This is a genomic window from Klebsiella sp. WP8-S18-ESBL-06 (assembly GCF_014169755.1).
Classification (GTDB): domain Bacteria; phylum Pseudomonadota; class Gammaproteobacteria; order Enterobacterales; family Enterobacteriaceae; genus Kluyvera; species Kluyvera ascorbata_B.
The window spans coordinates 2,289,157-2,309,972 of sequence record NZ_AP022256.1 but is presented as its reverse complement, the minus strand read 5'-3'; the positions used below and the strand labels follow the sequence as shown (position 1 = coordinate 2,309,972).

Sequence of the window (20,816 nt, the reverse complement as noted above, 5' to 3'; positions counted from 1 at the left end):
CATGCTGGTGACACTTTGCGATTACAAACAGAGCGTGACGCTGATTGCCAACAGCGGCGTGCAGTTCCTTGATTTTGGCCTCAGCCCGCAGGAATCGCTGCAAAACGGCCGCTTCGTGCGAAAAACCGCCAACGGCCCGCTGCTGCGTCTCGACTATGACGTGGTGAACCAGCGCTACACCCTGCCGGGTGAAGCGGGACGCCCGCCTGAGGTGGTCAAGCCGGAATCCACGCTCGCGCTGCACCATTCGTTGACGCTATTGGACGGAGTGTGGCTGCCCCTGCCGTTCCTGCGCTTTAACCCGCCGCGCACCTTCGTGGAAGGCCCGGATAACTGGGCGCGCGTGCAAATTCGCCGCCTCAATGAGCCGGACAGCGCGGGCAATAGCCACCGCGTAACCCTGGCATTTGATAGCCAGATTGGCCACGATGACCTTAACGCACTCTCGCCGGTCGCCAGCGACCTGCTGAACGGCACCCGCTTCGCGCTGGCCTGGCGCGATGACGAAATCAGCGATTTTCTCGACCAGACGTGGATTGACGGCTGGCTGCGCGAAGCCTTCCAGCAGAGCGTAACGACGCATGAAACCCGCAGCGAGCGCGATGTGGCGCAGGCGCTGCGCAGCTTTGAGTATCAGGGCCACTGGCTCAATATTCTGGCCCTGCTCGGCGAGCAGCTCACGGTACCGGAAATTAAAATGGTGACCGCCACGCTGAGCACCCCGGCGATTCCGGTTGATTTAATCCTCGATGTCGGCAACACCCATACCTGTGGCGTTATTATCGAAGACCACGGCGACGCGAACGACGGCCTGCGCCAGACCGCCGAGCTACAGGTCCGCTCGTTAAGCGAGCCGCAGTATCTGAATGAACCGCTGTTCACCAGCCGCGTCGAGTTTTCAGAGTCACGTTTCGGCAAGCAGCACTTCTCGGTGGAAAGCGGCCGCGAAGACGCCTTTATCTGGCCGTCGCTGGTGCGCGTGGGCGATGAAGCCCGTAAGCTGGCGATGCAGCGTGCCGGCACCGAAGGCTATAGCGGTATTTCCAGCCCGCGCCGCTATTTGTGGGACGAAACCCCGACCGTACAGGACTGGCGCTTTAGCCAGATGAACGGTAAAACCCAGCGCGAACCCCTGGCCACCGCCTTCCCGCTGATGAACCTGATGAACGATGAAGGCCAGCCGCTGTTTACGCTGCCGCCGGACGAGCGGATGCCGGTCTTCTCGCCGCAGTATAGCCGTAGCACCCTGATGACCCACATGCTGTGTGAAATTCTGGCGCAGGCGCTGGGGCAGATCAACAGCGTCGCTACCCGCCTGCGGCTGGGCTTCCCTGCCTCGCCGCGCCAGCTGCGTACGCTGATCCTCACCCTGCCGTCGGCGATGCCGAAACAGGAGCGGGAAATCTTCCGCCGCCGGATGTTTGAAGCGATTGCGCTGGTGTGGAAAGCCATGGGCTGGCATCCGCAGGATGAAGACTTTGCCAACGTGCGTCTGCAGGAAAAAAGCGTGGTTCCGGTACCGAAAATTCACATGGAATGGGATGAAGCCAGCTGCGGCCAGCTGGTCTGGCTGTACAACGAAGCGATCTCGCATTTTTCCGGGCAGACCGAAGCGTTGTTCGCCGCGATGGCACGCCCGGATCGCCAGCCCGAGCCGGGGGCTGCCCCCGGACGAGCGCTACGCATCGCCTCGCTGGATCTCGGCGGTGGAACCACCGACATGGCCATTGCGCAATACCAACTGGATGACGGCATCGGCGGCAACGTCAAAATTACCCCGCAGCTCCTGTTCCGCGAAGGGTTTAAAATCGCCGGTGACGATGTGCTGCTGGATATTATCCAGCGCTGCGTGCTGCCCGCCCTGCAAACCCAACTGCAAAAATCCGGCGTTGCCGACGCCCAGGCTCTAATGGCTACGCTGTTTGGCGACTCAGGCAGGCTTGATACCCAGGCGGTGCTGCGCCAGCAAACCGCCCTGCAGCTGTTTATGCCGATCGGCCATGCCATTCTGGCGGCGTGGGAGCAAAGCGACGTCCAGGACCCGCTGGCCGGGCTGCACGCTACCTTTGGCGAGCTGTTGAGCCAAACGCCAACCCGCAACGTGATGAACTATGTCGGCCAGGCCATTGAACATGCGCTCCCCGCAGGCAGCGCGCCGTTCGACCTGCTGGCAGTACCGTTAGAAGTCACCTTCAGCAACCTGCAAGACGCGATGCTTGCCGGGGAATTTACCCTCTCTGGCCCGCTGCACGCGCTGTGTGAAGCTATTTCTCACTACGCCTGCGATGTTCTGCTGGTGACCGGACGTCCTGGCTGTCTGCCGGGGGTACAGGCGCTGATTCGCTACCTGCAGCCGGTGCCGGTTAACCGCATGGTCTGGCTGGATAAATATCACGTTCATGAATGGTATCCGTTCAGTCAACAGGGGCGCATCGGCAACCCGAAATCCACCGCGGCCGTGGGCGCAATGCTGTGCAGCCTGGCGCTGGACCTTCGCCTGCCGCACTTTAATTTCAAAGCGGCCGACATTGGTGCCTACTCCACGGTGCGCTATCTCGGCGTTCTGGATAAAACCGTCAATACGCTGCGTGATGAAAACATCTGGTATCACGATCTCGATCTCGACAAACCCGGCGCAAAGCTTGACGCACGGCTGCATTTCCCGCTGCGTGGCAACGTGACGCTGGGCTTCCGCCAGTTAGCGAATACCCGCTGGCCCGCCACGCCGCTGTATACGTTGAGCATCAACTCGCCGGAGCTTGCAAAAGCGATCGCGGGCGACGGTGTTCTTCAGGTACGTCTGAAGCTTGAGGGCGGCAGCCGACACGAAGCGCCGCTGTCCTTTGTGCTGAGCGACGCCTGGCTACAGGACGGCACCCCGGTTTCGCCGGATGCCCTGACACTGAAGCTCAATACTCTGGCCGACCGCCGCCACAGCGGCAGCCACTACTGGATTGACAGCGGGAGCGTATTCCTGAAATGACCACTTTACCTGCAGTTATCGACTGGCTCGCCGCCGCCCGACAAACGCACCCGGCGCTGGACGACGATGCCGATGCGCTGATGATTCGCCTGCTGGCGCTCGACGCTCAGCACAAGGCACATCTGCACGCCAGCGCCCGTCGCGCCAGCATTGCCCTGTTTGGCCATTCGCAGGCCTCTAAGGCCCACCTGCTACGGACGCTGTGCGGCAGCGGCGACGGGCGGCTGACGGTACAAACGGGCAGTAAAACCCTTGATTACTTCAGCCATATCAATCCCGGGCATAGTCTGACCCAAATGGCGGTGCGTTTTAGCCGCGAGCAACCCACGCCCGATGACGCCTTCCCGCTGCGCCTGGCATTAATGAGCGAAGCCGATCTGGTTCAGCTGTTTATCGCCCACGCCTGGCAGCGCGGAGAGGTTAGACCGCCGGATAATGCGCTACTCGCCTCCCGCCTGCGCAGCTGGCAGAGCCTGCGCCAGCCGCAGCCGGTGGCAGGGATAACCGCCGCAGAGATTGCGGCCATCGCTCGCTTCTGGCGCGATACGCTGCCGAGCGCTTATCAGCAAATCGACGACACGCTGTGGTACCAGTTTGCCCATCTGCTGCCGTCGCTGGATCTCACCGCCCGCGCCCGCGCGTGGTCACTGCTCTGGGGGGAACAGCAGGCGCTGACCCAGCAATGGCTGACCCTGGCACACGCGCTGCATCAGGCGGGAAACCGTCGCGAAGTCATGGCGCCGCTGAGCCTGTTGGTCGATAGCTTCACGCTGCCCATGGATGCCTTCCTGACGCCGGGCGGCGACAGCGATGACGCGGTGCTGGTGCACCCGCTGACCGCCGAGGGCTATCAGAACGCAGTCAGCATACCGGTGGCGACGCTGGCGCTGCTGACCGTTGAACTGGTGCTGAATGTAGAACAAGGCGTGCTGGATAACGTTGATATTATTGATATTCCCGTCCCGGCGCTCGCCAACGATACGCCGCTGTGGGCCAGCAAATGCCGTTGGTTGCTCGATCATTACCGCCAGCAGCGCCAGCCGGATATTCTGTTAGCCTGCAACGCCACCGCCCAGCGCACCGCCATTCCCTCCACGGCGAAAGCGCTGCTGCGCTGGGTGCATGAAACCCAGCCAACGCAGGAAAATAAGCTGCCGGGCCTGGTCTGGGCGATTACGCCGCAAGACGATCGATTTGTCCATAAACGCCACTTTGATGAAGCGATTCAACAGCTGGTCGGCAAACCCGGCCAGCACTGGGGAACGCTGCAGGCGCTGGATCACAGCAGCCTTCAGCGGCTGATTGAATGGCTGTCGCAGGCCACGCTGCCTGAGCTACGCCAGCGCCGTTTTACCGCCATGTGCCAGGCACGTCACCAGCAGCTACGCGTTCTGTGTCAGCCGCTGCTGGCCTCCTCATGCCCATCGGCCGCACAGGCAGAAAGCCTGATTCGCGAACTGCAAACCCACGCCGCGCGCCACGGTGAGCTGCTGGAAGCGCTGCTGCCGCCGCTGAGCGAGTTCGACAGCCTGTGTCAGGTACAGCAGCAGCGCGAAGAGAAAGCCAGCGGTTTGTTTAACGATGCGGTGGATCTGTTTGCCGCGCCAGATACGGTGGCGCAGCATGCACCATCCTTCCAGGATCACGGTTCCCTGGCCTATGCGCTGTGGTCTAAGCACCTGCGTCAGTGGAGCCGTCAGCCTCACCCGTTGCTGACGCCCTCGGCCCAGCAGCAGCTGGTTCTGGCGCTGATTGCCGCCAGCCAGCGCCAGGGCTTAGCGTCACAGCTTCGTCGGGCCAGCGCGGAGCAGCAGGCCGGTGCCGCGCAGCTGCGCGCGCTGATCGGCAACTTCATTAACTGGCTAGGCTATGCCGAGCAGCCGGCTGAGCAACGTCCTGCCAGCCGTATTGCCAAAGGCAGCGCCATTTTCGCCACCGGCAGCACGACGGCCAGCGCACGCCTGACTCAGCTCGGCGAGCAGCCGGTTCACGCCGCCACGCGCTATGTGTACGACTGGCTGGTGGCGCTGTATGCGCGCAGCACCGAGCCCGGCGAGGCGGTGAATCTGCTCCAGCTCAGCGATAACGCCCAGCGCGAACTGCTGGCGTTTCTCGGGTAACCCTCGGCGGCACAGGGATGTGAACCGCTTTCAAAAGCTGAAAAAAAGCGTGCGAAATCCGCATCATGGATATTCAGCACGCTTGCGCCTCTCTACACTCGATGCGTTACCCGAGATGAGAAGAGGTTTCCATGACCATCACCTGTACCCTGCTGATTAACGGCGAAGCGTGCGCCGCGCAAGGCAATGCGACGTTTACACGCCATAATCCCATCGATCATTCCGTTGCCAGTATTGCCCCGGCGGCCACCCTCGCCGACGCGGTGCACGTTGCCGAGGCCGCCGCGGCGGCCTTCCCCGCCTGGCGCGATACGTCGCCCGGTGAACGTCGCCGCCTGCTGCTCGCGGCGGCCGAGCAGCTTGAACAACGCAGCGAACGCTTCACGGCAGCGATGCACGCCGAAACCGGCGCTACGCCGCACTGGGCGGGGTTTAACGTTCATCTCGGCGCGGATATTTTGCGCGAAGCGGCGGCGCTGACGACGCAAATCGAAGGTCTGGTGATCCCGTCTAATATTCCGGGTAACCTGGCGATGGCTATCCGCCAGGGGGCGGGCGTCGTGCTAGGCATGGCGCCGTGGAACGCGCCGATTATTCTGGCCGTTCGCGCCATCGCCACGCCGTTGGCCTGTGGTAATACGGTGATCCTCAAAGGCTCTGAGCTTTCTCCGGCTACGCAGGGGTTAATTGTTGAGGCACTGGCGGCCGCCGGGTTCCCGGCGGGCGTCGTGAACTATCTCACCTGCGCACCGCAGGATGCCCCAGCGATAGTCGAAACGCTGATTGCGCACCCCGGCATCCGACGGGTTAATTTTACCGGCTCCACGCCGGTGGGCCGAATCATCGCGCAGACCTGCGCGCAGCACCTGAAACCGGTCGTACTGGAGCTCGGCGGCAAAGCGCCGCTGCTGGTGCTGGACGATGCCGATATCGACCAGGCCGCCGCTGGCGCAACCTTCGGTGCGTTTGCCAATGCCGGGCAGATCTGTATGTCGACTGAACGGATCATCGTTGATCGGACCATTGCCGAACCGTTTATTGCCGCACTGGTAAAACGCGTCGAAGGCCTCCCCGCCGGGCTGCTGGGATCGGTGGTAGATAGCAAAACCATCGAGCGCTGCAATGCGTTAATTGACGATGCGTTGGCGAAAGGCGCCACGCTGTTGACCGGTGGCAAGGCCGACTCCACGCTAATGACGGCCACGCTACTGGATGGCGTCACGCCCGACATGCGCCTGTGGAACGAAGAATCCTTTGGCCCGGTCAAAGCGGTGATCCGCGCCCGTGATGAGCAGGATGCGGTACGCATCGCTAACGACAGCGCCTACGGTTTATCGTCTGCGGTCTACAGTCGGGATACCGCCCGCGCGTGGAATGTCGCGCAGGATCTGCAAACCGGCATTTGCCACATCAATGGCCCAACGGTGCATGACGAAGCGCAAATGCCGTTTGGCGGCACCAAAGATTCCGGATACGGCCGCTTTGGCGGGCGCGCGGGCGTCCACGAGTTTACCGAACTGCGCTGGGTGACAATGCAAACGCAGCCGCGCAAGCTACCGTTCTGACGCCAACGCCTGGCCGGGCTACAGGTTCGGCCAGGCGCCTCGCCTGGCTAGCGCTGCCAGCGCGTGTTCCACTCCCACAGGCGATTATGGTTCACATCATTCAGCTGCCGTGACGGCTGAGCGTTGCCGTTAAACGGCCGCGCCGTGGTGGCCGCCGCGCCCCACGGCGACAGTCGGTCATAGCCGCCATCAATCACGCTATCGACAATGAGCACCTGACCGTTGGCCGTGTTGCCCGGCAGGTAGCCGGTTTTCCCTGCCCCCTGATCCCACGCCCGCCCCAGCCTGGCCTTAAAGGTGCCTTTGTAACCTTCATCGGTAGTAAAGCGACTGTTTTTCACCAGAAAACCGTAGGGATTGTCCGGCAGCGTATTGGGTGCAAGCACGTAGGCCTCCGGCGATTTTCGGCTGGAAACGGTATGGAAATGCACGCGATCAAACACCGCATTGGCGCGGCCGAACACGTAGTCCACATCGCCTTCAATGTAGCTGTCCTGCACGTAAACGCGATGAATACGATCGGTCAGCGCATCGTTACGCCGGTTACTGACGTTGAGATAAAGCGTATCCTGCCGCCCCAACAGACGCATATTTTTCAGCTGTACACGGTCACCGTCGGTACGCAGCGCGACGCCCTGATGGGTGCCGCCGTCGACGGTATCGAGAAGGCTGTTAGCAATCGTCAGGTTCACCAGTTGAAAATCGTGGCTTTGCGACCAGAACACCGCCGCACAGTTGGTCCCTATCTGCGCGGTGGTTTTCCCCGCGCACAGCGCATACTGGTAGTACGCGGGCGACCCCGGAGGATAGTCTTCGGCGTTGACCGTCTGCCGGTAAGTTGCCGGACTGAACTGCGAGTCGATCGCGAATTCAATACGCACCGCCTCCGGCCCGTTGCCCGCCCCAAAAATCGTGATAGGCGGCGCATCGTCCGGGATATACACCGTGCCGACATACACACCCGGCTCAATGCGAATGTACAGACGCTCGGTCCCCTGGTGCTGAGCAATGGCAGCATCGATCGCTGGCTGAATGCGGGTGAAAGGTGCACCGGATGGCGCGACGCGCCACGGCGTATTGATGTTTTCCAGCGTGATTGCCGCAGGCCGCCAGGGGCCCTGCGGGCGGTCTGACAGACCGCCTTGCGCGAAATAGTTTTCAACGGTGTAAGGCGCGGCCTCCTGCGCCGTCAGCAGGGGCCGGGTTGCCGTTCCTGTTGACGACGGTGCCGCGCAGCCCTGTAGGACCAGCGGCATACAAAGCAGCGTCGACATGCCCAGATAAGGTCGTCTTGTCATCGGTTCTCCATGTGCAACGTTAAACAGAAACTAAGAACCGATAATAATGGAACGCTATTTTGTTTTAATCCTTCGCGATCACGCTTTGCCCTATTACGACAACGCTATCAGCAGGCCGTACAGCACTAACATACACACCAGCGTAAGCTGAACAACCCGGCACTCACGTTTTGATTTCTCAGCCATTATGCGACAGACGGAACGTCCCCTCGATCATCAATCGCGCCTGGCCGTACAGCGCCACGCGCCCTTCCTCACGCATCACACAACGCAGGGTTCCCTTCCGCGCGCCGCCCTGCTGGGCGCGCAGTGAATTTTTGCCACAGCGCTTCGCCCAGAACGGTGCCAACCAGGCGTGTGCTGATCCGGTGACAGGATCTTCATTAACGCCCACCTGAGGGCCAAACCAGCGGGATACAAAGTCAAATTCATCGTCTGGTGCCGTCACGATCACCCCTCGGGTATTAAAGGCAGCCAGCAGGTTAAAGTCCGGCGTCAGCGCATCGACGATCGCTTTATCATTCACCAGCACCACGATGTCATCAGACTGCCAGAAACCTTCAACGCCTTCACTCAGGCCAAGCGCAGCCAGCAGTCCCGGCGGTTCATCAATCGGCCGCAGCATTTTGGTCGGGAAATCCATGCACAGCTCGTCGCCTTCGCGCCGGACGGTCAGCAGGCCGCTACGGGTGGAAAATCGCAGCGTCTCGCCCGGATAGTTCAGCACGTTGAACAATATCCATGATGCGGCGAGCGTGGCGTGGCCACAAAGATCGACCTCCACCGCCGGCGTGAACCAGCGCAGATGAAAGCCGTCGTCGAGCGGGACGAAAAATGCGGTTTCAGAAAGGTTGTTTTCTGCAGCAATCGCTTTTAAGACGCTGTCATCCGGCCATTCGCGCAATGGCATAACGGCGGCAGGGTTACCGCCAAAAGGCTGCGCAGTGAAGGCATCAACCTGGTAAAACGGCAGCGTTAACGGGGTGTTAGTGTTCATTGAGTTTGTCCAGATAGTTGTAAATGGTGTAACGCGTCACGCCAAGCGCTTTCGCCACTTCATTGACGCTGCCTTTAATCTTGAAAACCCCCATGGCGTGCAGTTCGCTTACCACTCGCAGACGAAATGCTTTCGGGTTTTCCGTTGGCCCCGGCTGAAAGCGGCCTAACAGCGCCGTCAGCGAGCTTTCAGGCAGCGAACTGACCGGATGGTCAACGGGCTGGGCTGCGGGGACAGCGGAAACCAGGTAATCCAGCTCACGACGAAAACGCATCACCGGCTCCATATCGACGTTGACACAAAACGCGACGACCGCTTTGCCGCTGGCATCGTAATAGAGCGTCGAGGCGCTGCTCAGCGGTTTGCCGCCGTGCGTCAATGAGGTATAGCCGCTGAACAGGCGGGAAGAAGACGGCGGCTGCGATGCGTCAAGCAGCCCCAGAAACCCTTCATCGTCTTCCGGCCCGCTGAGCAGCCCATCACCCAGTTGCCGCCCGCTGACGTGCCCGTTGACAATGCCCACTACCGAGGACTGCGGCTGGGTTAGATCGTGCAGCACCACTTCCGTATTGGCCGGGAGCGTGGCTTTCAGTGCCTCCAGCGCAACGTTCAGCGTGGCGATCGTGGTGTCGCGTATCGAATTCATGGCTGCACCGCCTGAATCTCGATTTCAACATCGAGTGAGAACGCCAGCGCGCTGGTCGTCACGCTGCGGCTGGGGAAACCCTCAGGAAACCATAGACGCCAGGCGTGATTAAATTCAGCATAATGCGCCATATCGCTCAGCCAGACCTGCGCACGCACCACGTTACTCAGCTGTGCGCCCCCGCGCGCCAGCGTTTCACTGACCGAGCGCATAATGGCATTAACCTGCTCAGTTACGGTGCCGTACTGCGGCTGCCCCTCCGGGCTCATCGCCACCTGACCAGAAAGGAAAAGAAAACCGTTCGCCGCTACGGCGTCGGAAAAGGGAAAGGGTTTGGTCGTGGGATAACGGACGAGTGCCATCGTAAAACTCCTGAGGTAACGGAGAATTGACGATAGCATCGCCCGCTGACAATTTCAACAAAATTGCAATTTTCAACAAATGTTGATTTTCAGACGGCGGATTCAGCATCCATCTCACTAAACACCTGCTGCGCCAGATGCAGCGTCGCGTTGGCAGCCGGCAGGCCGCAGTACAGCGCTGAGTGCATGATCAACTCTTTTAGCTCATCGCGGGTCACCCCGTTGTTAAACGCCGCACGCAGGTGCATTTTCAGCTCCGCTTCACGGTTAAGCGCGATCAGCATCGCAATGGTTATCATGCTGCGGGTATGATGATCCAGCCCCGGCCGGGTCCAGGTTTCTCCCCACGCGTAGCGGGTAATGAAATCCTGAAATTCTTCGTTCAGTGGCGACAGGTTTTTCAGCGTCCGGTCAACGTGCGCATCGCCCAGCACCTTGCGGCGTACCGCCATCCCCTGTTCATAACGTTGCTTATCGTCCATTTTCCCTCCGTAAAAAGGCAATCAGCGCCGAGGTAAATTCCTCGCTGGCTTCCACGTTAGAGAGATGGGAAGCCGGTAAATTCACCAGGAAAGCGCCGTCAATCTGTTGGTGCAGGTAGTTGGCATCGGCAACCGTGGTGACCGGATCGTGTTCGCCAGCGATGATCAGCATCGGCAGTCGGATGGCCGCCACTTCGCCGCGCAGATCGGCCGCCGCCAGCGCTTCACAGCACTCGGCGTAGCCTTCGGCGTCGGCATGCGCCAGCTGATGGCACAACGGCTCAACAATCGCAGGCTGGTGCTGGCGAAAATCGGCAGAAAACCAGCGATCCGCCGAGCCCGCTGCCACCACGCCCATGCCTTCGCTTCGAACGGTGCGCGCACGCGACAGCCAGTTTGCCTGCTCGCCAATTTTTGCCGCCGTGTTGGCCACCGCCACCGCCATAAAGCGTTCTGGCGCAAAGCGGGCCAGCCAAAGCCCGGTCAGGCCGCCCATTGATATCCCGCAAAAGAAGGCGCGCTGAATATGTAAATGGTCAAGCAGCGTGATCACATCTTCACCCAACTGTGACAACGTCACTTTTCCGCGTTTACCCGTTTGCCCGTGACCGTGGGTATCGTAGCGGAGTACGCGAAAGTGCTCGGTTAGCGCGGGCATCTGCGCATCCCACATGGACTGGGTGGTTCCCAGTGAATTAGAGAGCACCAGTACCGGTGCCGTTTCTGGTCCTTCAAGACGATAATGGATATTCATGTCCCTGCTCCTGATAGCGCGCCAGTACCTGGCGCACGAAATGATCGGTACTGCCGATGGCGGCCGCTGGGTCCAGCAGCTGCGAAAGTTGCGCCGGGGAAAGGTGCTGGCTGACCAGCGGGTCCTTCTCCAACAGCGGTTGTAGCGGGCAATCCAGCGCGATGGCCCGCTGACAGAGTTTTTCTATCTGATGATGGGCGTCAGCTTTACCAATAAAGGCCGCCAGCGCCTGAGTGACCGATTCGGCCATAATCAAACCATGAGTGATATCCAGATTGGCGCGCATTTTCGCCGTATTGACCTGCATACCACGCAACAGATATTCACTGTTTTCCAGCACGCCGCCGGAGAGCATCACCAGCTCCGGCAGCGTCTCCCATTCGGCCTGCCAGCCGCCCAGCGCGCGTTCATGTTGCTGAATTTGCGCGGCATACAGCGTAGCCATTAGCCCCGTCATCCGCTGTACGGCGGCCAGAATGGCCGCGCAGCTGACCGGATTACGCTTATGCGGCATGGCCGAGGAGCCCCCCCTGCCTTCGGCAATCGGTTCGCTCACCTCTGCCACTTCGGTCTGCATCAGCAACGAGAAGTCATTGGCAAACTTGCCAAGCGTCACGCTCAGCCCGGCAAACCAACCGGCGACCTCAAGGATACGATCGCGTTGGCTGTGCCAGGGCGTAGACGGCAGCGCCAGCCCGAGCGTCGCAGACAGCCGCTGCGCCACCTCCGGCCCCTGCGCTTTCAGGGAGGCCAGCGTCCCCGCTGCGCCGCCAAACTGCAGCGACAGGACGCGTGGGCGCAGCTGTACGAGCCGTTCCTGCCAGCGTAGCAGCGCATCGAGCGTGCCAGCGAGCTTCAGGCCAAACGTGATGGGTAAGGCATGTTGCATCCACGTTCGCCCCGGCATCAGCGTGTGCTGGTAGCGCGCCGTCTGTTCTGCCAGCACCTGAATCAAACGGCACAGCCGGATTTCCGCTTCCTGAAGCGCGCCGCGCAGTTGAAGCACCAGGCCGGTGTCAATGGCGTCCTGGCTGGTCGCCCCCCAGTGCACATAGCGCGCAGCCTCAGGGTCTTGCGCCTTCACGCGCAGGGTGAGTTGCTTCACCAGTGGAATCGCCAGATTGCCCGCGTTCGCCGCCGCGCTTGCCAGCTCCGGCAGATCAAGCAGCTGCGCCCGGCACATCGCCGCGATGGGGGCCACCGCCGATTCGGGAATCACGCCGCACTGCGCCTGCGCGGTGGCCAGCGCCGCTTCAAAGTCCAGCATCCCCTGCACGGTCTGCTCGTCGCTGAAAAAATCAGTCAGCGCACGGGTACGCAATAGCGGGGTCAACACACTCATTCCAGCTCCTTATACGCGTTCAATAATCAGCGCGATCCCCTGTCCGACGCCGATACACATGGTACACAGCGCATACCGGCCGCCGGTACGACGCAGCTGGTAAGCAGCGGTCATCGCCAGTCGGCCGCCGGAGGCACCAAGCGGATGGCCCAATGCAATCGCCCCGCCGTTCGGATTCACATGGTGGGCGTCGTCAGGCAGGCCCAGATCGCGCAGCACCGCCAGCGCCTGCGCGGCAAACGCTTCATTCAATTCGATAACGTCCATCTGCGCCAGCGTTAACCCCGTCTGCGCAAGGACTTTTCGTACCGCCGGGGCCGGCCCGAACCCCATGATTCGTGGCGCAACGCCAGCGGTCGCCACGCCAACTACGCGGGCCAGCGGCTGTAAATCATTCTGCGTCATCGCCCGTTCGCTTGCCAGCAACAAGGCGCAGGCACCGTCGTTGACCCCGGAGGCATTCCCGGCGGTGACGGTCGCATCGGGGCGCACCACCCCTTTCAGTTTCGCCAGCGCCTCGATGGATGTGCTGCGCGGGTGTTCATCCTGTGAGAAATTCAGCGCTTCGCCCTTACGCTGCGGCACCCATACCGGAATCAGCTCATCGTTAAAGGCGCCGTTAGCCTGCGCCTGCGCGGTACGCTGCTGGCTGCGCAGCGCAAAGGCATCCTGATCGACACGCGAGATGGCGAAATCCATCGCCACGTTCTCCGCCGTCTCCGGCATCGAGTCTACGCCGTATAGTGCTTTCATTTGCCCGTTGATAAAGCGCCAGCCGATGGTGGTATCTTCCATTTTCATCGTACGGCTAAAGGCGCTTTCCGCTTTGCCCATCACAAACGGCGCACGCGACATACTTTCCACGCCGCCGGCAATCATCAGTTGCGTTTCGCCGCTTTTAATCGCGCGCGCCGCCACGCCGATGGCATCGAGGCTGGAGCCGCAAAGCCGGTTAATCGTACTGCCTGGCACCGTTTCCGGCAGACCGGCCAACAGCAGCGCCATGCGCGCGACGTTGCGGTTATCTTCCCCCGCCTGGTTGGCGCAGCCGTAGATCACATCATCAATACGCGATGGGTCTAACCCGCGATTGCGCTCCAGCAGCGCCTTCAGCGGCAGTGCCGCAAGGTCGTCAGCGCGAACGCCAGCCAGAGTACCACCAAAACGACCAAACGGTGTGCGTACCGCGTCGCAGATAAATGCTTGATTCATCATCATTCCTTAAGCGGTTTCCGCGACCGCGTCATAAGTCAGGGTAACCGGCGTGATGCGCTGAAGCTCATCAAAGGAGAGGCCGTTGAAAATCTCACGCACCACCGGGCCGTGGGCGGTGATATCGATAACCGCCAGGTCGGTATAAATACGGCTGACGCAGCCTACGCCGGTCAGCGGATAGGTGCAGTGCTCCACCAGCTTACATTCGCCGTCACGGGTCAGATGGTCCATCATGACAAACACCTGACGTGCGCCGACGGCCAGATCCATCGCGCCCCCCACGGCAGGAATGGCATCCGGCGCGCCGGTGCTCCAGTTGGCCAGATCGCCGCGAGCCGAAACCTGATAGGCCCCCAGTACGCAAATATCGAGATGGCCGCCGCGCATCATGGCGAACGAATCACCGTGATGGAAATAGCAGCCGCCCTGCAGCAGCGTCACGTACTCTTTCCCAGCGTTAATCAGCTCCGGGTCCTCCTCACCAGGTGCGGGCTTTGGCCCCATGCCCAGCAGGCCGTTTTCACTGTGTAAAAAAACTTCTTTATCCGACGGCAAATAGTTGGCGATGCGAGTTGGCAGCCCAATGCCCAGGTTAACGTAGGCCCCTTCAGGGATATCCTGTGCCACGCGTTTGGCCATATTGTCGCGAGAGAGTTTCTGCATTTTTCGGCTCCTTAAGCGCGCTGTGCCTGAGCGATGTGAGATTCCTGCGCATACACGCGCTGAACGAAGATGCCGGGCGTGACGACGTTTTCAGGATCGAGGTCGCCCAGCGCGACCATGCTGGCCACTTCCACAATGGTGGTTTTCGCCGCCGTAGCCATAATCGGCCCGAAGTTACGCGCAGCTTTACGGTAAACCAGATTGCCCCAACGGTCGGCCTGGTGAGCTTTAATCAATGCAAAATCAGCGCTTATCGGGTACTCCAGCACATAGTGGCGGCCATCGATTTCACGGGTTTCTTTGCCTTCCGCCAGCGGCGTGCCGTAGCCCGTAGGTGTGAAAATCGCCCCCAGCCCGGCGCCCGCGGCCTGAATGCGGGCCGCCAGGTTGCCCTGCGGTACCAGCTCCAGCTCGACGCTGCCGCGACGATAAAGATCATCAAAAATATGTGAATCGACCTGACGCGGGAACGAGCAAATCATCTTGCGCACGCGTCCGGCTTTGAGCAGCGCTGCGAGGCCGATTTCACCGTTACCGGCGTTGTTGTTGATAATGGTCAGGTCGCGCGCGCCCTGTTCAATCAGGGCATCGATCAGCAGCGTCGGCTGCCCGGCAGGCCCGAAGCCGCCAATCATAATCGTCGCGCCATCGTGGATACCCGCGACGGCATCGGCCAGCGACGGCACACTTTTATCAATCATCAGGTTGCTCCTTGTTGTGCGGTTATCGCACTAATATTCGTTGTTCGCACAAAATGTGACCCGCTTAACGATGTCGGTCAAGGGCGATAATCGAAATATGGTGCGATAATCGAACATCATGTATGTTTAGGTTCAGAATGTGATCGACGGCATAATCGGAGAGAAAAAGTGGACAAACATCCGGACGATATTTTGACGGGCGATAGCGACCCGTTTAAGGGCGACCCCAACTTTATGGCTTCGCTAGCACGCGGGCTGGAGGTGATTCAGGCGTTCACCCCACAGCGTCGGCTGCTGTCGATTTCGCAAATCAGCCAGAAGACGGGGATCCCGCGCGCGGCGGTGCGCCGCTGCCTGTATACGCTGGGCAAACTGGGTTTTGTTTACGCCGAGGACGGTAAGCATTTTCAGCTGCGTCCGCGTATTTTATCGTTGGGTCACGCGTGGCTGGCCTCTACCCCGCTGGCCCGTTCGGCGCAGCCGGTACTGAAACACTTGAGTGAGATGCTGAATGAGTCGTGCTCCATCGCCACGCTCGACGGCGACGATATTCTGTATATCGCCCGCGCCTCAAGCTCGCGCATTATGACTATCGATCTGGATATCGGCAGCCGTCTGCCCGCCTGGTCAACGTCAATGGGTCGCGTGCTGCTAAGCCATCAGCCGGAAGAGAAGCTAAACGATATGCTGGCACGCATCACCATGATTCGTTACACCCCGCAGACCATCGCCTCGGTCAGCAAGCTGCGCAGCGAGTTGAAGGCCGTACGCCAGCAGGGGTATGCGTTAAACGATCAGGAACTGGAAATGGGGCTGCGTTCACTGGCGGTGCCGCTGTTCAACGCCCAGGGCCAGGTTGAAGCCGCGCTAAACGTTGGCGTGCACGCCGGTCAGGTGTCGGCCAACGAGCTGCTCGAGCGCGTGCTGCCCGAGCTGCAAAAAGCCGCCGCAGAGCTGTCGCTGCTGCTGCGCTAACGGCTGCGTTTGGCGTGACGTTCCCAGTTTTCTTGCTTAGCGACCGCCGACTTACGCAGCGCCACGTAACATGCACCGCTGCCGCCATGATGCGGCAGCGCGCTGCAAAAGGCCTGAACGTCGTCAAATTCGGTTAACCAGCGGGCCAGATAGCTGCGGATGATATTAGCGTGCGAACCGTCCTCTTTGCCTTTACCGTGAATAATCAAGACATTACGCAAATTGTCACGCTGTGCCTGAACAATAAAGGCATACACATTCTGGCGGCAGCTTTCTACCGTTTGCTGGCGCAGCTCAAGGCTCGCCTGCTGGCCGTATTTTCCCTGACGCAGTTTATCCAGCACGCCGGTCTGTAGCCCTTCGCGCTTAAACTCCAGCGGCGTCCCCAGCGGGATGATGTCAAGAAAGCCGGTCGTCAGAAAATTGTCCAGCTGGAGCGTATCGATCTGCTGGCGGGTCCGGGAGTTTCGTACGGGCTGCCAGTGAACATCACTGTGCTGCTTCAGCGGCTGGACATCCTCCATGGCGCCAAGAAACAGCGATTTGTCGTCAAGATTCATGAGAACTCCCCAGTGTTGCAACTGGCGCATACTATAGCCGTGAGGATTGGCGTGCTCAATGCTTTTCCCTTTACTGTTAAATAATCACTCTGCGAAGTATATAAATGTGTAACAAATTCAAAATATGAATTATTTAACTCAACCTTAAATACAGTAAATCAGCCATTAATTGTTGGGGGCTATTTTGAATACGTGAAATAAATCACCAAGAATTATCTGGAAAATAAACGCAGACCCGTTATAAATAGTAATACCCGCTGTGCGGAGCAAAATGTGGGGAACGGTACGGATACAATTGTGTGGTTGCTGCGGGGTCTGGCGATGTCGACAGACCCCGATTTTTATTCTACGCCCGCCGGCAGTGACTTTACCCGCCCATTCAATGATATATCTTTACCTTACGGCCCTCGCTTTATATTCTCGCCTCGGCTTTATCTTATTTATTGATCAGTTTTAGCGAAGTTTACCTTTGATTATAAATACACCACATTAATTATAAGGTTATACATCTGAGGTATAGAGTCGTCCCCGCCCACATGCTATGGTGACGCGAGAATAATTTGCGTAAACAAATACAGAGAGTACGCATGCTGACTTTGCTTGAAGATAAAATAACCACCCCGCTTGGGCCGCTGTGGATTCTGTGCGATGAGCAATTTCATCTGCGCGCCGTTGAATGGGAAGAACACAGCGACCGCATGGAGCAGTTGCTGGATATCCACTACCGCGCCGAAGGCTATACCCGCGTAACGTCGGCTAACCCCGGCGGGCTCAGTCAGCAGCTGGCGAACTACTTTGACGGCGACCTGGCAATTATTGAATCGCTTCCCACCGCCACCGCTGGGACGCCGTTTCAGCGTGAAGTGTGGCAAGCTCTGCGCACCATTCCCTGCGGCCAGGTCATGCATTATGGCCAGCTCGCCGAACAGCTTGGTCGTCCAGGCGCTGCGCGCGCGGTGGGTGCAGCAAACGGCGCGAACCCGGTGAGCATTGTGGTCCCCTGCCATCGAGTCATCGGCCGCAACGGAACCATGACCGGCTATGCCGGAGGCGTGCAGCGCAAAGAGTGGCTTCTGCGCCATGAAGGTTACCTGCTGCTTTGATTTTCTGTGCCCTTTTCGACGTGCAACGGCGCGTTTAAGCGTAAAGATGTCTGAAATTTTATAAACCATATCAATTAGATATATATCAATCCAGGCTATCCCTTTTTAATCTTGGGTGAATACGCGCGTCGAGACTTACCTGCTCACCAAAAAGATGTTAAAATTGACCAATATCAATTACGGCTTGAGCAAACCTATGATCCCGGAAAAGAGAATTATACGACGCATTCAGTCTGGCGGTTGCGCGATCCATTGTCAGGATTGCAGCATCAGCCAGCTTTGCATCCCGTTCACTCTTAATGAGCATGAGCTTGATCAGCTGGATAATATTATCGAGCGCAAAAAGCCCATTCAGAAAGGGCAAACTTTATTCAAAGCCGGCGATGAACTGAAGTCTCTGTATGCGATCCGTTCCGGTACCATCAAGAGCTACACCATTACTGAACAAGGCGACGAGCAGATTACCGGCTTCCATCTGGCGGGCGATCTGGTTGGTTTCGATGCCATCGGCACCGGGCACCATCCGAGCTTTGCACAGGCGCTGGAAACCTCAATGGTTTGCGAAATTCCGTTCGAAACGCTTGACGATCTCTCGGGTAAAATGCCGAACCTGCGCCAGCAGATGATGCGTTTAATGAGCGGCGTGATCAAAGGCGATCAGGACATGATCCTGCTGCTGTCGAAGAAAAATGCCGAGGAGCGTCTGGCGGCATTTATCTACAATCTGTCACGTCGTTTCGCCCAGCGAGGCTTCTCTCCGCGCGAATTCCGTCTGACGATGACTCGTGGCGACATCGGTAACTACCTCGGCCTGACGGTCGAAACGATCAGCCGTCTGCTGGGTCGTTTCCAGAAAAGCGGCATGCTGGCGGTTAAAGGTAAATACATTACCATCGAAAACAGCGATGCGCTGGCGGTACTGGCGGGACATACCCGCAACGTTGCCTGATGCCCGTTTTGCTCTACAAATAAAAAACCCCGGCCTGCCGGGGTTTTTTATTGCCTTCGTTTAATCAAACACGCCGTTGATAATCGTCGTGACGATGGCCGTGCTCAGCGCAATCAGCACCAGATTGTCGCCAACGATCTGCCATTCGTAACCCGGGTAGTACGGCAGTTGATTCAGCATCGAACCGGGCACCGTTTTTTTGGCAATACCCGGCGGCAACGGTTTTCCACGGGCCAGGTTTTTAGCGATCCCCGGCGGTAACGATTTATAGCCGGTTAAGCCAAAGTTGACCGCTAGCTGCCTGGCCGCTGCATAGCTAATATCGCGATCGACACGATCGGGTTTACCGTAATCTTTTCGCCCTGCGCTCGCATGCCCGTTATCATGCCCGCCGCTCCACTGCTGGCTGCTTCCCTTGTTGCCATTATTGCCATTACCATGATTACCGTTTCCATTACCGTGCCCGTTGCCGGGATTAGCCAACGCGGGAGTGGTGCAAAGGACCAACGTCACGATCGCCACCACCGCCGTTGAGACTGAAGAACGTCTGGACATCATCATTTCCTTCTGTGCCGGAACCTATTAGTAATGTAAAAGATTCAGAACAAAATAACCTACGCAATAAATCTGATTTTTTAACCCGTGTGGCCGGCTCATGGCGCTGCGCTGCTGAATTCTTCCCGCCTGGCGCCGTCGGGTTAATTTATCCTGTTTATTGATCTTACGAAGGTTCTCCCCTGTTTCAATCCCATTATATGAGTTATCTTTTACTGACAAACTGTGGTTACAGCTGTAAGGAGACCCTGTATGGCCAGATATCAAAATATGCTCGTGGCGATTGACCCCAACCAGGACGATCAGCCCGCGCTGCGGCGCGCTGTTTATCTTCACAAGCTGATTGGCGGTCGCATTAAAGCGTTTTTGCCAATCTATGATTTTTCCTACGAGATGACGACCCTTCTGTCTCCTGATGAACGCACCGCAATGCGCCAGGGCGTCATTAGCCAGCGAACCGCATGGATCCGCGAGCAGGCGAAATTCTACCTGGAAGCCGGCGTTCCGCTGGAGATTAAAGTGGTATGGCACAATCGTCCGTTCGAGGCGATTATTCAGGAAGTGGTCAGCGGCGGTCATGATTTGCTGCTGAAAATGGCGCACCAGCACGACAAGCTGGAGTCCGTGATCTTTACCCCAACCGACTGGCACCTGCTGCGTAAATGCCCGTGCCCGGTGTGGATGGTAAAAGACCAGCCGTGGCCGGAGGGCGGGAAAGCGCTGGTTGCGGTCAATCTTGCCAGCGAAGAGGCGTACCACAACGCGCTGAACGAAAAGCTGGTCAAAGAGACCATCGAACTGGCCGAACAGGTCAACCATACCGAAGTGCATCTGGTCGGTGCCTACCCGGTGACGCCTATCAATATCGCCATCGAACTGCCTGACTTCGATCCCAGCGTTTATAACGACGCGATTCGTGGCCAGCATCTGATAGCCATGAAGTCGCTGCGCCAGAAGTTCGGCATTGATGAGAAGTTTACCCATGTAGAGAAGGGGCTGCCTGAAGAAGTCATCCCGGATCTGGCCGCACATCTGGATGCGGGTATCGTGGTGCTGGGCACCGTCGGGCGTACCGGCATTTCTGCCGCTTTCCTCGGCAACACCGCTGAACAGGTGATCGATCACCTGCGCTGTGACCTGCTCGCCATCAAGCCGAACGACTACCAGACGCCGGTTGAGATGGACGACGAAGAAGACGATTAAGCTCGTCTTTTAAGGCTAAAAACCGGCTGCTGGCCGGTTTTTTTATCTCTTATCGCTACCAGCCGACTTTGCTTCCCCGGCTGAACGGTGGAGTCTATCAATGGAGGCCTAGTCGCCAGGCAAAATCGATCTCTTCTTTGAGCTCAATAGCAGAGAGTGACATCAGATCGGCAAACTCCAGCTCGAGCTGCTTAACGCGTTTCAGGTACTGTGCGGGGGTTAAAGGCGTGGTTTCACGGCGGAGAAATTCGATTGCCAGTTGTGCAGGCGTTAACAAGGTATCCATAACTTCCTCTATAGGTTTAGACGACGTTATGCAGTATAGCACCTTTCGCTGCGCGTT

At 58.7% G+C, this 20,816-nt stretch carries 20 protein-coding genes; 7 read left to right on the top strand and 13 right to left on the bottom strand.

Annotated elements, in window-relative coordinates:
* Position 1: 1 nt before the first annotated feature.
* The 3 genes from H7R76_RS11010 (at position 2) to H7R76_RS11000 (ending at position 6,668) form a co-directional block, all read left to right on the top strand.
* Positions 2-2,983, top strand: a complete 2,982-nt coding sequence (locus H7R76_RS11010; RefSeq protein WP_182967755.1) for a virulence factor SrfB — start codon at positions 2-4, stop codon at positions 2,981-2,983.
* Positions 2,980-5,103, top strand: a complete 2,124-nt coding sequence (locus H7R76_RS11005) for a virulence factor SrfC family protein (RefSeq protein ID WP_182930534.1) — start codon at positions 2,980-2,982, stop codon at positions 5,101-5,103. The genes H7R76_RS11010 and H7R76_RS11005 overlap by 4 nt, the downstream gene beginning before the upstream one ends.
* Before the next feature lie 131 nt (positions 5,104-5,234).
* A complete protein-coding gene (locus H7R76_RS11000) occupies positions 5,235-6,668 on the top strand; it encodes an aldehyde dehydrogenase (RefSeq protein WP_182967753.1) in 1,434 nt (477 codons plus the stop codon).
* 47 nt (positions 6,669-6,715) lie between these two features.
* Here H7R76_RS11000 and H7R76_RS10995 read toward each other — a convergent pair whose 3' ends face one another.
* From H7R76_RS10995 to H7R76_RS10950, 10 genes are all read right to left on the bottom strand, one after another.
* On the bottom strand, positions 6,716-7,966 hold the full coding sequence (locus H7R76_RS10995) for a putative acyl-CoA thioester hydrolase (protein WP_182967751.1): 1,251 nt from the start codon (positions 7,964-7,966) through the stop codon (positions 6,716-6,718).
* A gap of 178 nt (positions 7,967-8,144) precedes the next feature.
* Complete coding sequence (locus H7R76_RS10990; RefSeq protein ID WP_182967750.1) at positions 8,145-8,963, bottom strand: PhzF family phenazine biosynthesis protein; 819 nt, start codon at positions 8,961-8,963, stop codon at positions 8,145-8,147.
* The gene (locus H7R76_RS10985) at positions 8,953-9,609 is read right to left on the bottom strand and encodes a helix-turn-helix transcriptional regulator (RefSeq protein ID WP_182967748.1); all 657 of its coding nucleotides are present in this window, start codon (positions 9,607-9,609) and stop codon (positions 8,953-8,955) included. Before H7R76_RS10985 ends, H7R76_RS10990 begins: the two co-directional genes overlap by 11 nt.
* On the bottom strand, positions 9,606-9,971 hold the full coding sequence (locus H7R76_RS10980) for a RidA family protein (protein WP_182967746.1): 366 nt from the start codon (positions 9,969-9,971) through the stop codon (positions 9,606-9,608). Before H7R76_RS10980 ends, H7R76_RS10985 begins: the two co-directional genes overlap by 4 nt.
* 89 nt (positions 9,972-10,060) lie before the next feature.
* Positions 10,061-10,453, bottom strand: a complete 393-nt coding sequence (gene pcaC / locus H7R76_RS10975; RefSeq protein ID WP_182967744.1) for a 4-carboxymuconolactone decarboxylase — start codon at positions 10,451-10,453, stop codon at positions 10,061-10,063.
* Entirely contained in the window at positions 10,443-11,207 is a 765-nt protein-coding gene (gene pcaD / locus H7R76_RS10970; protein WP_106926889.1) for a 3-oxoadipate enol-lactonase, read from the bottom strand. Before pcaD ends, pcaC begins: the two co-directional genes overlap by 11 nt.
* Entirely contained in the window at positions 11,185-12,549 is a 1,365-nt protein-coding gene (locus H7R76_RS10965) for a 3-carboxy-cis,cis-muconate cycloisomerase (RefSeq protein ID WP_182967742.1), read from the bottom strand. Before H7R76_RS10965 ends, pcaD begins: the two co-directional genes overlap by 23 nt.
* A 9-nt stretch (positions 12,550-12,558) precedes the next feature.
* Positions 12,559-13,761: a 3-oxoadipyl-CoA thiolase gene (gene pcaF, locus H7R76_RS10960; RefSeq protein ID WP_106926885.1), complete on the bottom strand. Its 1,203-nt coding sequence runs from the start codon at positions 13,759-13,761 to the stop codon at positions 12,559-12,561.
* 9 nt (positions 13,762-13,770) lie between these two features.
* Entirely contained in the window at positions 13,771-14,427 is a 657-nt protein-coding gene (locus H7R76_RS10955) for a 3-oxoacid CoA-transferase subunit B (protein ID WP_182967740.1), read from the bottom strand.
* Between the two features lie 11 nt (positions 14,428-14,438).
* Complete coding sequence (locus H7R76_RS10950; protein WP_106926881.1) at positions 14,439-15,128, bottom strand: 3-oxoacid CoA-transferase subunit A; 690 nt, start codon at positions 15,126-15,128, stop codon at positions 14,439-14,441.
* Positions 15,129-15,296: 168 nt separating this feature from the next.
* Between H7R76_RS10950 and H7R76_RS10945 the strand changes: the two genes are divergently transcribed.
* Positions 15,297-16,103, top strand: coding sequence for an IclR family transcriptional regulator domain-containing protein (locus H7R76_RS10945; protein WP_106926879.1), 807 nt, complete (start codon positions 15,297-15,299; stop codon positions 16,101-16,103).
* On the opposite strand, the gene smrA is transcribed toward H7R76_RS10945, so the two are convergent.
* Positions 16,100-16,663 (bottom strand): DNA endonuclease SmrA, encoded by a 564-nt coding sequence (smrA, locus tag H7R76_RS10940; RefSeq protein ID WP_106926877.1) that lies wholly within the window; start codon positions 16,661-16,663, stop codon positions 16,100-16,102. The two genes, H7R76_RS10945 and smrA, sit on opposite strands and share 4 nt — an antisense overlap.
* A 587-nt stretch (positions 16,664-17,250) precedes the next feature.
* Between smrA and ogt the strand changes: the two genes are divergently transcribed.
* Together ogt and fnr are read left to right on the top strand one after the other, a co-directional pair.
* On the top strand, positions 17,251-17,766 hold the full coding sequence (gene ogt, locus H7R76_RS10935) for a methylated-DNA--[protein]-cysteine S-methyltransferase (RefSeq protein ID WP_106926875.1): 516 nt from the start codon (positions 17,251-17,253) through the stop codon (positions 17,764-17,766).
* A 196-nt stretch (positions 17,767-17,962) separates the two neighbouring features.
* Positions 17,963-18,715 (top strand): fumarate/nitrate reduction transcriptional regulator Fnr, encoded by a 753-nt coding sequence (fnr, locus tag H7R76_RS10930; protein ID WP_182967739.1) that lies wholly within the window; start codon positions 17,963-17,965, stop codon positions 18,713-18,715.
* A gap of 60 nt (positions 18,716-18,775) precedes the next feature.
* On the opposite strand, the gene H7R76_RS10925 is transcribed toward fnr, so the two are convergent.
* Positions 18,776-19,270: an anti-virulence regulator CigR family protein gene (locus tag H7R76_RS10925; protein ID WP_182967957.1), complete on the bottom strand. Its 495-nt coding sequence runs from the start codon at positions 19,268-19,270 to the stop codon at positions 18,776-18,778.
* Between the two features lie 252 nt (positions 19,271-19,522).
* Between H7R76_RS10925 and uspE the strand changes: the two genes are divergently transcribed.
* Positions 19,523-20,473 carry a universal stress protein UspE gene (gene uspE / locus H7R76_RS10920; RefSeq protein WP_106926870.1) on the top strand — a complete coding sequence of 317 codons (951 nt, stop codon included), beginning with the start codon at positions 19,523-19,525 and terminating at the stop codon, positions 20,471-20,473.
* 97 nt (positions 20,474-20,570) lie between these two features.
* Here uspE and H7R76_RS10915 read toward each other — a convergent pair whose 3' ends face one another.
* Positions 20,571-20,759, bottom strand: a complete 189-nt coding sequence (locus tag H7R76_RS10915) for a YdiH family protein (RefSeq protein ID WP_106926868.1) — start codon at positions 20,757-20,759, stop codon at positions 20,571-20,573.
* Between the last annotated feature and the right edge of the window lie 57 nt (positions 20,760-20,816).